The organism is Yersinia entomophaga, from assembly GCF_001656035.1.
GTDB classification, from domain to species: domain Bacteria; phylum Pseudomonadota; class Gammaproteobacteria; order Enterobacterales; family Enterobacteriaceae; genus Yersinia; species Yersinia entomophaga.
On record NZ_CP010029.1, the window covers coordinates 4,107,906 to 4,121,404 of the forward strand.

Below are 13,499 nucleotides of genomic sequence, written 5' to 3' on the forward strand. Positions count from 1 at the left end.
AGTATTTAGCTAGCAATAAGCTTTTTCCAGCGTCAAGATTGTCTTATTCCGCAAGGAAAGACTTACGTAGAGCAGAAAACTGTATTAGTGTGATGAGCCTGCTGTTAGAGCACTGAATTGTCACATTTCGCCGCCCATTTATCGGGGGCAGAATAACTAACGTGCCGGGGTTACCCAAAAGCAGAATAACAATGTTGCTGTGCGAATTTTAGCATGACTTTACTTATCGGTTGGTAATGGGTTGAAGAAGGAATCTGGCGTGACGAAAATACGGGTTGGGGTCATTTTTGGTGGCAAGTCGGCTGAGCATGAAGTGTCATTGCAATCGGCTAAAAATATTGTTGATGCCGTAGATACGGAAAAATTTGAAGTCACCTTGTTAGGCATTGATAAACAGGGCCAGTGGCATATTAACGATGCGTCGAGCTATCTGTTACACGCGGAAAACCCTGCGTTGATCGCCCTGAATCACTCGAATCAAAACGTCGCTTTGGTGCCGGGCCAACGACAGCATCAACTGATTGATGCAAGTAATGCCGCAGCGTTGACGCAACTGGACGTAGTCTTCCCTATTGTTCACGGTACGCTAGGCGAAGATGGCTCTTTGCAGGGCTTGCTTCGCATGGCGAACATTCCCTTTGTCGGCTCTGGCGTAGTCGGTTCGGCTGCCAGTATGGATAAAGACGTGACCAAGCGCCTGCTGCGGGATGCCGGGCTGAACGTTGCGCCGTTTATCACTTTAACCCGCGCCAATCGTCACCAATACACTTTTGAGCAAGTGCAGGAGAAACTGGGGTTGCCGCTGTTTATCAAACCGGCTAATCAGGGATCTTCCGTTGGGGTCAGTAAAGTTCGTAATGCCGTAGAATTTGCCCATGCGGTCGAGCTGGCCTTCAGTTTTGACCATAAAGTATTGGTTGAATCGGCTATTGTTGGGCGTGAAATCGAATGTGCGGTATTGGGAAACGATCGCCCGAAAGCCAGCCTGTGTGGCGAAGTGGTGATCAGCGATGAATTTTATTCTTACGATACCAAATATATTAGCGACAGCGGTGCTCAGGTTGTGATTCCGGCGGTTCTGGAGCCACACATCAGCGATAATATTCGCGCCGTAGCTGTGGAAGCGTTCCGTACTCTGGAGTGTTTGGGTATGGCGCGTGTGGACGTGTTCCTGACGCCTGATAACCAAATTGTCATCAATGAAATCAATACGTTACCTGGTTTTACCAACATCAGTATGTATCCGAAGCTGTGGCGCGCCACTGGCATCAATTCTACCGAGCTTATCACTACACTGATTGAACTCGCTTTGGAACGTCATCAGCAGGATCAGGCGTTAAAAAGCTCGATTTCACTGAGTGAACAAGCGAAATAGCCTCTATTTATTTCACCTATGATGATGTGCGATAGGTGAAATGGAACTCTGTAAAAAGCTGCCTGGTGCAGCTTTTTTATTGCCTAAAAATATGTGGACGGTAATTATTGTCAGTATTTGACATTATGTCACTTAATGACAATAATTCAGAAATGAAACTTACAGAAGACCAGCTCTTACTTCGAGAGAGCAAAAAAATTGTCGAAGCCTTAGGAAACACTTTTGCGCCGCTGGTGGAATTCGTGCTGCACGATTTAACCCATCCGGAGTACGCCATTGTGGCAATTGCTAATAATTTGTCCGGACGAGAAGTGGGGGAACCTGCTACAGAACTGGGGTTGAGCCGCATAGCCGATCCTAACTTTCCCGAAGTGCTCCAAAACTACCCCAATCAGTTTCCCGATGGTCGCCCAGCCAAAAGCACCTCTATCGGTTTGAAAAATAGCAAAGGAGAGTTTATTGGTGCGCTCTGCCTCAATATGGATATTTCTCTGTTCTCCGCCGTTAGCAGCAGTCTGGCGCAGCTGACGCAAACGTTGCCCAATGACATTCAGGAAAATCTGCAATCCCCGCGTTTGGAAACTCTGCGTGCGCGATTGGAACAATTCGCCACGGCCTGGAACACCACGCCACGCGGCCTGACGCCGGCTCAACGCCGTGAAGTGGTTCGGCAATTGGCCAAGGAAGGATTGATGGATTTGAAAAATGCGCAAACAGTCGTGGCCAACAATTTTGGGGTCGCGCGCTCCACAGTTTATACCTATCTCCCAACTGATGAAGGAAGTTGAAAATGCCCCGGCTCGCAATTGGATATGACGATATTGTACAGGCACATCAACGTATTGCCGATGAAGTAGTCAAAACACCGGTATTCACTTCTGCCACGGCAGACGCCCAAACCGGAGCGTCGTTGTTTTTCAAATGTGAAAATTTTCAGCACATGGGCGCTTTTAAGTTTCGCGGCGCTTTTAACGCTTTAGCGCAGTTAACACCAGAGCAGCGAGAGAAGGGGGTCGTCACTTTTTCATCTGGCAATCATGCTCAGGCCATCGCACTGGCCGCGCGAAAACTGGGCATCCGCGCCACCATCATTATGCCTATTGATGCGCCAGCGGTGAAAATTGCCGCTACCAAAGGTTACGGTGGCGAAGTCATTCTCTACGATCGCTATACCGAAGATCGCGATGCGATTGGAAAACGATTGGCGGCTGAACGAGGTTTAACGCTGATACCTCCCTATGATCATCCCCATGTAATGGCTGGGCAGGGCACGGCGGCGAAAGAACTGTTTGAGGAAGTGGGGGACCTGGATGTACTCATCGTTCCTTTGGGCGGTGGCGGTCTGTTATCTGGCTGCGCCACGGCCGCCAAGGCTTTGAATCCACACTGTTTGGTGATCGGCGCTGAGCCTGAAGCGGGTAATGACGGGCAGCAGAGCTTTCGCAGTGGGAAAATTGTGAAAATCGCTACGCCGCACACTATTGCCGACGGTGCGCAGACGCCATTTCTGGGAAACTATACTTTTCCGGTGATACAAGAACGAGTGGACGACATACTTACCGCCAGCGACGCTGAGTTAATTACAACCATGAAATTTCTTGCTAGTCGGATGAAAATACTGGCCGAGCCTACGGGATGTCTGGCGGCCGCTGTGGCGTTTGGGGAGGCGCTGGACCTGCGCGGCAAACGGGTCGGGGTGATAATTTCCGGTGGAAATGTGGATCTCAGCCGCTTTGCCCACTTCATCCAGCAGGAAAATTAATCTCTGATATTCACCTGATAAATCTTAATAGAAATCCGCCGCCAGGCCATGACAGCCACGTAGCCTGCGCCGACGGCCGGGCCTATCTTTTCGGCCAGTTGACCATAATTGCTCTAGGGAAACCGTTGACGAATCAGCCAGTTGAATCTCAGTTGGCACAGGTATTCGACAATATAGATCGCGTACTGCTTAGTTGTGGCTGCGATTGCAGTGCGTTGATACGGATTCGGGGGTATCTGAACGATGAAGGATTGTGCTTGCAATTCAATCAATTATACGCTCATTGTTTAGGGGAACATCGGTCAGTGCGTTGCGTAGTACCCGTAGCCGAATTGCACTATGGATTAATGGTCGAAATTAAGGCCATTGCTCAATAAGTGCACTAAATATTGTACCTGTTTATAAATAAGGTTGGGCGCCAGGCGCAGATGAGTAGGACTGGCATTTATCTTTATCATCATTTTATTTTATCTATCATCTGTTTTTCCATAGTAGACGGCAAAACAGATGCCTCTCCCCGAGTCTTTATCTCTAAGATTTTTATCGTCAGTTAATTTATAACCAATTGTAAATAAAGCTATATTTTTTTGTTTTTTTAATGGCTGGTTATGATGAAGTCGAAACCCTTTAATTTTGACTGCCCTCAATGAAGAAAATAGAGAAAGTTTCATTAGTGTAACTAAAGTGTTTATTGCGGGTTACAATCGGAGCTGCAAACATGATGCTGGTCATCATTTGCGCATTTCGCATTATTTTCCTGTTGTATTTTATCCACCATATAAATGCTGTGCATATATACAGTATATTGCTGTACACATAATGAAAATTAATTCAAGGATGAGTAATATGAAAACTTCAACAAAAACACAGTACCCTATTATTTTAGTACACGGCCTATTTGGTTTTGACAAAATGCTGGGCTATCCCTACTTTTTCAAAATCCAGCCAGCATTGGAAGTTGCCGGTGCACAAGTGTTCACTGCGTCAGTTTCTGCAACCAATTCAAATGAAACGAGAGGTGAGCAACTACTTGATTTTATTCGATATATTTTGAATAAAACCGGAGCGAAAAAGGTGAATCTCATCGGCCACAGCCAAGGGCCTTTAGCCTGCCGTTATGCTGCCGCGATGCGTCCTGACCTGGTGGCGTCTGTCACTTCGGTTAACGGTGTCAACCACGGTTCAGAGTTTGCCGATCGGGTTCGTGAAGCCTTTGTCGAAGGTGGCCTGCCTGAATCAGTGGCTAATTTGGTTGTCTCTACATTCACAAATTTAATGTCTTTACTCAGTGGTCATCCAGAACTGCCTCAGGATGCTATTGCGTCACTGGATGCATTAACCACGAAAGGCGTTACGGAATTTAACGCCAAATATCCGCAGGGTCTGCCAGAGAAATGGGGGGGCGAAGGCAAGGAAGTTGAAAACGGCGTTCATTACTATTCATGGGGTGGATTTATCCAAGGAGGGATTCTTGAGCAAGGGTTGAATACAGCTGATCCACTGCATATCGCGATGCGCGTTGGTTCACAATTCTTTATTAGAGAGGCAGAACAGAACGATGGCATGGTAGGGCGTTTTAGTATGCATTTAGGTAAAGTTATTCGTTCGAATTATTCAATGGACCATATGGATGCGGTCAACCAAACGGCTGGCGTAGTGCCAGTGCATCTTGATCCGGTGAAAATGTTCGTCGACCATGCAGCATTCTTAAAGTCTAAGTCTCTGTAGTCCACTTCGACTGAGATGAAAAGGGGAGCGTTGTTGTTAAGTCACGCAACCTGATTAGTGACGTTGTAACCTAATCGCTCAACTATTCAACTCAACCATAAAAGAGAAATAACAGAGACTCCCCTGCGGCCGAGAAGGAGTCTCTGAAAACGATTACAGGTGTTTTTTCGCGAAGTTAACAATATCTTGCTTAAAGTCGCTGACCTTCTTCTCTGGTGATTTCTTACATAACTCAACCACCTTCGGCGTTACAACGGTATCAATTTCTTGATAGTCAACGAAATCGCCTTTTTTATATTGCGTATCGTCATTCAACATCCAGAATACGACCGGAGTGAAGCTTTTCGGGTTCAGGTCGATAAACTCTTTACAGCTCATATCCGCTGGCGTAGTCGGGCTGGTAGCGGCAGCAAATGACGCGGTGGCTGCGCACAGCAGCAAACCAGCCAATGGGATATTACGTAATGATTTAAATGACATGCCTATCTCCTTGCGGTTTCGGATCAATAATTTCCAATATAACTCAGGTTCTGGTTTATATTTCGAGTCTAAGCATGGACCAATAATTTAAATTAGGCCAGTAATTCACTTAATTTATCTGTTGCGCCATTCGACTACTTATCCTCTACAGTAAATATTCAATTTATAGTTATGCGTCGATATTATATTAATTCGCATGGTTATTATTGGGTTTATAATTTGATTTTTATTTGAAATTGGCTAGGAGATTATTTTTATTTGTTAGTAAGGCTTATTACGTTGTTTTCAGTGTGATATTTAATTCGGATAAGCGTAATGCCAGGCTCCGGATGCTATTATTTTACAGTTTGAACTGAGGTGAGAATAGCATGGGGTGGGAAACGGAAGTTCTAAATTTCAATAAACGGACTAAAGGTAAATCATGAATAAAGAAAAACCAAACATGGCACTGATATTTATCATTTTACTTACAGTGAGAATTCATGCTGAGGCTCACAACATTAATAATGTCATCCCTCGTTCTGATAACCGAGAACACTTATCATCGCGCGTATTGGAAGAAAGTAATCAGGCTGTATCTCTCTATAATATTGGTAGCGGCACGTTGGTCTACAGTTCCGAATACAAACAAAAAGAATATCTATCTGCTGATTATGCATATAATCTTAATGGAGGATGGAAAGAAAATGCAAACTGGAAATATATTTATAATAGGAATGGTACGGTATCATTTAAAAATAGATACTCAGGACTATGCCTACAATATTACGGGACAGAATATCAGGTCATTGAAGATACCTGTGATCCCTTATTGAGAACTCAGCAAATCAATCTGGAACTGGTCAGCTCTGGCGGAATGCTTATGCGGTTTAATAGTAATAATGAATGCCTTTATATTCATCCTGGCATCAGCCATTACTATGTATACAGTGATAAATGCGAAGAGATCAATTTTTATCATTACTGGACCATCGTACCTCCGCTCAATAACTGAGTGAATCCACAGGGAGTGAATAATGAAGAGTGTTTTATCTAGGATGTTTGTGTTTGGAGGCTTGTATTGGTCAACGTTATTATCAGCCTCAGTGACAGACTACCAATTAGCGACCTGGAATATTCAAGGCGCGGGCAGCGGCGCGGCCAGTAATTCTAAATGGGTTAGCGGCATTGCCAATATGTTTTTGCGTGAAAATATCCAGGTTGTTGCCATTCAGGAGGCGGGGGCCAGACCGCCTTCCGCATGCCCTTATCCCAGTCCGGGAACCCCAGGAGGCATTGATTTACAACGAATCGCCGGCGGGGCACCAAATAGAGTCAATCCACAACGGCGTGGTGTGATCTCCGACGTTGAAGAATCGCTCTGGCAACCCGGCGGACGACGTGGCGGAAATATTTATATCTATCATATAGATCATGATACCAACGCGCATCGGGTTAATATTGCTATTGCCTCGCGGATTCGGGCGGATGAAGTCCTTATTATTCCTCCGTTGGAAACCGGGCCTAATGCACGGCCAACATTAGGCATTCGAATCGGTAATGACTATTTTTTTAGCCTTCACGCTGGAGCGCATCAACATAATGAGGCTGCGATGATTGTGCAATTCATTGATAACTATATGGCTAACAGCGTATTACCGCGGCGTGCGGAGGCAACTTGGATACTCATGGGGGATTTTAACCAATCGCCGGATAGTTTACGCGCCAGCTTGTCATTGCCTGGCACTACGATGCTGAATACTTACCACGTTGTTGATCCCAATGTGCCAACGCATCAGGGGGGGAATACGCTGGATTACGCCGTGCTGGGGGCTGCAACCGGTACGGTTAGGCTGTTTGCCGTCCCGCTTATAGCTGCGATGATGACTTATATGTCCGATCACATTGCCGTTCGATTTAATCAATAATACCGAATTAATACACAAGACTGTTCAGAAAGGCGCTTAGAATCTATGGGCTAATCTACTTTAATATGACGGATAGCCCTTTTTTTAAATTGAGAGTAACGGTTGTTAAAGTTAATAATGTTGGATTTACGAAATATATCACTACTGTAATGTTTAATGCTGTAATTAATACTAAAAATTTCTCAACAATACTTATTTAAACAAAGTGTAGTAATAATGGCGATGGAAGAATAGGTTACGTTAGACCATTTAAAAAGTAAGGCATTAGCTTGGGTGTAACATATTGATTATAGCTATCATATTTATAGGTAAAAACAATTCTATTATTTCTCACAACTTACCTTGTTCTCAGCATCCCTTTGGGTTCTATAAAAAAACAGTCACCTATGCTATCATTTACAGTAATTATCATTAATAAACTTAATGAAACGTTATTGTTTTATTTACATCTTTAAATATAGGTGAGTTAATTTTATGAGTTTACGTTATTTTTACCGAAATAGCCTGCGGCTCTTCGCCAGGAGATTAGCGGGCAACTATCGTAAAAGTGATCGATCTCATAAACATGCCGGTAATGATCAACTGATTAATCTGCATTTGGAATCACTGCTTAATGCTGCAACTCAGGTAGCGATTATCACGACCGATCTGGATAATCGTATCCAGATTTTCAACGCTGGCGCAGAAAAGATGTTTGGCTATGAAAAGGAAGAAGTTTTAGGAAAATTAGCGACGGAGGTTATCTATGTCGACTCCAACAAAGCCGAGCAAAGCTGCGTAAAAAATCTGTTGAAGAACCAACCTGAATCAAGCGAATGGCTTTATCGACGCAAAGACGGTGATGCTTTTTGGGGCGATTTAAGCATACACGTTATTAATAATGAGTATAAAGAGCCCATTGGTTATGTCAGCCTGATCTCAGACATTTCCGAGCGTAAAGAGCTATTGATAAAGCTGGAAAACAGCAAAAGAATAATGGACAAGTTGACGCGAAACATCCCAGCGATGATTTATGCCTATCATCTCAGTGAAGCGGGAGAGTCTTATTTTAAGTATTGTAGTGACGGTATCCATAAAATATTCGGGTTGTCCCCAGAACAGGTGACGAATATTCCGAAACAAGATAATCCGATATTCTCGCTGATTCATCCTGAAGATATGGCCATGCTGCAAGAAGAAGTCATGGTTTCACGCCGTGATTTATCGGTTTGGCGCTGTGATTTTAGAGTCATATTGCCGGATAAAGGAATGCGCTGGCTTCACGGCGAATCTTTTCCTACTCGTCATGATGACGGATCGACGATGTGGTATGGCTCGTTTTTCGATATAACTGAACTGAAGCAGTCTGAATCAATTTTAAAAGCCTTAGCGCAGACGGATGTGCTGACCGGCGTTTCCAACCGTCGTCATTTCGATGAGGTTTACCATCAAACCTGGAAGGTCAGTCAGGTATCCGAAGAGTCTCTTTCCATATTAATGATCGATTTTGATAACTTCAAAAGCTTTAACGATCAGTATGGTCATGCTCGCGGGGATATTTGTTTAAAACTGGTGGTGGAGACCTTGTCTTCTTTCATCAGAGAAAATACCGATATGATTGCGCGTTACGGCGGGGAGGAGTTCATTGTTCTGCTATCACCAAGCAACCATGACGAAGCGCTTCTGGTTGCTGAACGGATGCGCGATTCTATTGAGCGGTTGGATATTCCTCATGCGATGTCGCCCAAAGGTAAGGTGACGATCAGCATCGGCGTGGCGACGATGGTTCCGAAGAAAGAGGGATTATCCGCCAGCGATATGTCGGATATTGCAGATAAAGCGTTGTATCGGGCAAAACAGGCGGGTAAAAATCGTGTGGAGGCCGTGTCGCTCTGAGGCGAACTGAAAATGCGAAACTGGCGTTGCGTCAGGCGGAGAGAAAATATCGGTTTGAGGGAAATAAATGGCAGAGCAACAGGGAGTGCTCTGCCCGTGGTATTAATCAGGATCCTGAGCGGCGCGCAGACGTTCCTGCTCTTCTGCAATGACCGCTTTAATTTCTTCCAGCACTGACTCGACATCCGCTGCCTGAGTACTTTCTGCAAACACTCCGGTTAGCTGAGTGTCAGGACGAAGTTTGCCATCTTCATACAGCGCCCACATTTCTTTGGCATATTTTCGCCCTAATAACTCAGGCGCATACTGGCCGTAATAGTTGGTCATGTTGGCTACATCTCGTTCCAGCATGGATTTGGCATGGTTATTGGCAGCGGCGTTAACGACTTGCGGTAGATCGATGATCACCGGGCCTTCCGCATCCATTAACACGTTGAATTCAGACAAATCGCCATGAACTAACCCGGCGCACAGCATGCGGACCACGGATTGAATGATCAAGGCGTGATCGTGCACCGCCTGCTCCGGCGTGAGAGGAACATCGCTCAGACGCGGTGCGGCCGAGCCGTTTTCATCGGTTACCAACTCCATCAACAATACGCCGTCTAGACAGGCATAGGGCTGAGGAACGCGCACGCCGGCGTTGGCTAACACATACAGAGCGTCAACCTCGGCGGTTTGCCAGGTTTCCTCTTGCTGCTTACGGCCAAACTTCGAGCCTTTCGCCATCGCTCTGGCATCGCGACTGTTTCTGACTTTGCGACCTTCCTGATACTGTACGGCCTGCTTGAAGCTACGGTTTTCGGCTTCTTTATAAACTTTGGCGCAGCGAATATCGGAGCCGCAGCGAACGACATAGACGTCGGCTTCTTTACCACTTTTCAAACGGCGGATGACTTCATCAACCAAGCCGTCATCAACCAAGGGTTGGATTCGTTTTGGAATTTTCATGGCGTCCTTTTACCCTATTTAAGCCCGCGATGGAATGGTTTTGGTCGAATTTTCCTCCAGTTTACCATCCGCCATCTACCGCAGGTGGTATTTAGGGGATCAGGCCGCGTTAAATTGCGCATTGTACAATCGGGCATAGGCGCCTTGCTGTCCTAAAAGCTCCTGATGATTGCCTTGTTCAACAATACCTTCCTTATCTACCACGATGATTCGGTCGGCGTTTTGAATGGTGGCCAGACGGTGGGCAATCACTAACGTGGTACGACCACGAGATAGCTCAATCAGCGCCTGCTGAATCGCCTGTTCGGTGGCGGTATCCAGGGCAGAAGTTGCTTCATCCAAAATCAGAATCGGCGGATTTTTTAGGAAGATTCGCGCAATGGAAAGACGCTGTTTTTGGCCGCCTGACAGCTTGACGCCGCGTTCACCTACCCGCGTGTCCAGTCCATCGGGCAGGGCGTTGATGAGTTCATCCAGTTTGGCCTGTTGGGCCGCGAGCATGATTTCGTCATCGCTGGCATCCAGTTTGCCGTAGGCAATGTTTTCTCGAATGGTTCCGCCAAACAGGAAGACATCTTGTTGAACAATACCAATGTTATGACGCAAGGATTGCTGCGTCATAGTTTGGATATCAATACCATCAATGGTTATCAAACCCGAATCTATCTCGTAGAAACGTGGCAGCAGAGAGCATAGGGTCGTTTTACCTGCGCCAGACGGCCCAACGAAAGCCACGGTTTCTCCTGCGCGAATACGCAGATTCAAGCCGGTAAAGATAGGGCTTTGTGGCGTATAACCGAAAGTGACATTGTTATAACAAATATCACCTTTTAAATGGCCAACCTGCTGTGCATCTGGGCTGTCCTGAATGTCTGGTGCAGTATCAATCAACTGGGTAAAACGTTTAAAACCGGCAATCCCTTTCGGATAGCTTTCTAATACCGAGGTGATTTTAGCCACCGGCCGGAAGAAGACTTCCACTAGTAACAAGAATCCGACGAAACCGCCGTAGCTCAATTGCCCCTGAATGACGTACCAGGTGCCGAAAACCATCACGATCAACTGAACCAAACGGGTACTCAGATAGCTGAGCGTCATGCTGGTGGTCATAATGCGGTAAGCACGTAGCTTGGTGGTACGGTAGTTTTCGTTATCTTTAGCAAACAGTTTCTTTTCGTGAGACTCATTTGCAAAAGCCTTCACTACGCGAATTCCTCCGATGCTTTCTCCGATTCGCGCATTAAAATTGCCTACCTGACCAAATAGTTTTCTCCATGTATCAGTCATTTGCGAACCATAGCGGCTGACCATATAAGTCATACAGGGCACGATAACAATGGTGATGAGGGCCAGAGGCAGATGCACCATGGCCATCAGGATAAAGGCCCCGATAAAGGTCATGATTGCGATAAACAAATCTTCCGGGCCGTGGTGCGCTATTTCACCGACTTCTTCTAAATCTTTAGTGACATGGGTAATGATATGGCCAGTTTTTGTATTGTCATAATAGCGGAAAGACAGTTTTTGCAGGTGGCTAAACGCTTGTCGGCGCATATCGGTTTCTATACCAACGCCAAGCGCATGACCCCAATAGTTTACGACGGCCATCAAAGCAGTATTCAACAAATAAATTAAGAGTAAGCCGGCTGCGGCCCATAGAATCAATGACCAGTTCTGGTCCGGAAGCAGTTTATCAATGAAGGTTTTGACTGCCATAGGGAAGCCTAACTCCAGCAAACCAGCCAGAATGGCACAACCAAAATCGAGGAGGAAAAGCCCTTTATACGGCGTGTAGTAAGCGAAAAAACGGCGGAGCATCAATGCTTCCTTAAAGTCGGAGAGAGACAAATGGGTGAGTTAGTGAATAAATGGCTCATTACCAGTTCGCAGCATAATAAATTTAAATGATTATTAATAGCATCGGTTCCCACAGATGGCAGGTTAGACGGAAAGCGTGGAGTTGGATATGCTAGCCGGGCAGACAAAAAAAGAACTGGGTAATACTGCCGCGTAACCCGATATTATCGTGGTGGTTACGCGATGGAATCATTAATCTAAACTGCAAAAAATAATAAATAGAATAGGAAGTTCTTATTTGCTTCCCGCCCAACTGTAAGGCTCAAGCTCTACGTTTAACGGCGGCTGGGCTAAGTTATTGGCAAAATTAGCCAACGTTGCCAGGCTTACGCCGAAAATGACTTCCAACGCATTCTCCATATTGTATCCGGCTTGTAAAAATGCCTGGTATTCAGGTTCAGAGACATTTCCTTGGCTACGTATAATGGCCCGCGTAAATGCGGCAATCGCGTTTAAACGATCATCGGCTAAATTATCGCCCTGACGTAAAGCTTGAGCAATATCTGGGGCAAGCAAATCGTTTCTATCAATAACCGCGCAGTGGCCAGCCACGCAAAAATGGCATTCATGAGCCGTAGCTGAAGCTAATTTAACCACTTCGCGTTCGCTTTGATTAAGGTCTGCGCTGCCGTTGACAGCCGACATTTTTGTATAAGCATTCAATACCTTGGGCGCATGAGCCAAAACGCCAAATAAATTGGGAATAAAACCCAGCTCATTATTTACATGTTCAAATATAGGGCGATTTTCTCGGCTGACGGTTTTAATGGTATAGGGTGTTAGGCGATTCATTATTGGCCTCCTGTCGTCTTTCAGATCTACTATTTTTCACATCTACTAATAATAGATGAAGAATGCCGGTTCTTTTTTTAAATAAACTACATATAGCATTTTTAGATTGTTTTAGTTGTCAAGCTATTAGCCTATTAAAAGTCACCTGATGTGATTAAATTTTGTCGGCGAAACTATTAATTACCATAAAGTGCAAATTAGATGACTATCGTCACGCATTGGCTCATTTTTATCCGTTGCAGATTCTTCCGGCTATTGAGTATTGTTAATGCCCAATGATCAGGAGCTGAATAATGAAACTAGAATTAACCGATGCACCAAAACCTGAAGATATTGAGGCTATTAGTGACGGTTTGAGAGTTTTTAATCGACGTTTTGTTGGTGCGCAACGCAGAAATCCCTTGGCGGTATTTATTACTGATGACAATGGCAAAAACCAGGGCGGGCTGACCGGTTATACCTTAGGCCTATGGCTAAATATTGAAATGCTGTGGGTCTCCGATAGTGTGAGGCACTCTGGGATGGGCACCAGATTGATTCAAATGGCTGAAGAAGAAGCGGTTAAACGAGGTTGTCAGTTTTCTCAGGTTGATACTTTTAGCTTCCAGGCGCGACCATTCTACGAAAAACAGGGCTATCAGCTACAAATGGCGTTAAATAATTATCTGGATACCCATCATCGCTATTATCTCACGAAAGCATTGTCAGTTAGTTAGGGTAAATCGGTTGAGTATCCGAAATATGTTTTTGGCGTAATGATCGTGCCGACAGG

13 protein-coding genes are annotated in these 13,499 nt (G+C 45.3%); 9 read left to right on the forward strand and 4 right to left on the reverse strand.

The features are described from left to right. Positions 1-259 precede the first annotated feature (259 nt). From ddlA to PL78_RS18445, 5 genes are all read left to right on the forward strand, one after another. Positions 260-1,375 carry a D-alanine--D-alanine ligase gene (gene ddlA, locus PL78_RS18430; protein WP_064517894.1) on the forward strand — a complete coding sequence of 372 codons (1,116 nt, stop codon included), beginning with the start codon at positions 260-262 and terminating at the stop codon, positions 1,373-1,375. A gap of 152 nt (positions 1,376-1,527) precedes the next feature. Continuing rightward, positions 1,528-2,163: a helix-turn-helix transcriptional regulator gene (locus PL78_RS18435; protein ID WP_064518565.1), complete on the forward strand. Its 636-nt coding sequence runs from the start codon at positions 1,528-1,530 to the stop codon at positions 2,161-2,163. A 2-nt stretch (positions 2,164-2,165) separates the two neighbouring features. After that, positions 2,166-3,137, forward strand: a complete 972-nt coding sequence (locus PL78_RS18440; RefSeq protein WP_064517896.1) for a threo-3-hydroxy-L-aspartate ammonia-lyase — start codon at positions 2,166-2,168, stop codon at positions 3,135-3,137. Between the two features lie 98 nt (positions 3,138-3,235). After that, on the forward strand, positions 3,236-3,514 hold the full coding sequence (locus tag PL78_RS21145; RefSeq protein WP_420822906.1) for a RidA family protein: 279 nt from the start codon (positions 3,236-3,238) through the stop codon (positions 3,512-3,514). A 469-nt stretch (positions 3,515-3,983) separates the two neighbouring features. Further along, entirely contained in the window at positions 3,984-4,865 is an 882-nt protein-coding gene (locus tag PL78_RS18445) for a lipase family alpha/beta hydrolase (protein WP_064517898.1), read from the forward strand. Between the two features lie 153 nt (positions 4,866-5,018). On the opposite strand, the gene hdeB is transcribed toward PL78_RS18445, so the two are convergent. Then, a complete protein-coding gene (gene hdeB, locus PL78_RS18450; protein WP_064517900.1) occupies positions 5,019-5,345 on the reverse strand; it encodes an acid-activated periplasmic chaperone HdeB in 327 nt (108 codons plus the stop codon). A 421-nt stretch (positions 5,346-5,766) separates the two neighbouring features. Between hdeB and PL78_RS18455 the strand changes: the two genes are divergently transcribed. The 3 genes from PL78_RS18455 (at position 5,767) to PL78_RS18465 (ending at position 9,127) form a co-directional block, all read left to right on the forward strand. Beyond that, complete coding sequence (locus PL78_RS18455; protein WP_064517902.1) at positions 5,767-6,339, forward strand: RICIN domain-containing protein; 573 nt, start codon at positions 5,767-5,769, stop codon at positions 6,337-6,339. Positions 6,340-6,361: 22 nt separating this feature from the next. Then, positions 6,362-7,252 carry a cytolethal distending toxin subunit B family protein gene (locus tag PL78_RS18460; protein ID WP_064517904.1) on the forward strand — a complete coding sequence of 297 codons (891 nt, stop codon included), beginning with the start codon at positions 6,362-6,364 and terminating at the stop codon, positions 7,250-7,252. A gap of 474 nt (positions 7,253-7,726) precedes the next feature. Further along, the gene (locus PL78_RS18465; protein ID WP_064517906.1) at positions 7,727-9,127 is read left to right on the forward strand and encodes a sensor domain-containing diguanylate cyclase; all 1,401 of its coding nucleotides are present in this window, start codon (positions 7,727-7,729) and stop codon (positions 9,125-9,127) included. Between the two features lie 102 nt (positions 9,128-9,229). On the opposite strand, the gene PL78_RS18470 is transcribed toward PL78_RS18465, so the two are convergent. The 3 genes from PL78_RS18470 to PL78_RS18480 all read right to left on the reverse strand — a co-directional run bounded on the left by PL78_RS18470 (position 9,230) and on the right by PL78_RS18480 (position 12,727). Further along, positions 9,230-10,078, reverse strand: coding sequence for a PA4780 family RIO1-like protein kinase (locus PL78_RS18470; RefSeq protein WP_064517908.1), 849 nt, complete (start codon positions 10,076-10,078; stop codon positions 9,230-9,232). A 99-nt stretch (positions 10,079-10,177) separates the two neighbouring features. Beyond that, positions 10,178-11,896, reverse strand: coding sequence for an ABC transporter ATP-binding protein (locus PL78_RS18475; RefSeq protein ID WP_064517910.1), 1,719 nt, complete (start codon positions 11,894-11,896; stop codon positions 10,178-10,180). A gap of 273 nt (positions 11,897-12,169) precedes the next feature. Next, a complete protein-coding gene (locus PL78_RS18480; RefSeq protein WP_064517912.1) occupies positions 12,170-12,727 on the reverse strand; it encodes a carboxymuconolactone decarboxylase family protein in 558 nt (185 codons plus the stop codon). A gap of 293 nt (positions 12,728-13,020) precedes the next feature. Between PL78_RS18480 and PL78_RS18485 the strand changes: the two genes are divergently transcribed. Further along, positions 13,021-13,443 carry a GNAT family N-acetyltransferase gene (locus tag PL78_RS18485; protein WP_064517914.1) on the forward strand — a complete coding sequence of 141 codons (423 nt, stop codon included), beginning with the start codon at positions 13,021-13,023 and terminating at the stop codon, positions 13,441-13,443. Positions 13,444-13,499 lie beyond the last annotated feature (56 nt).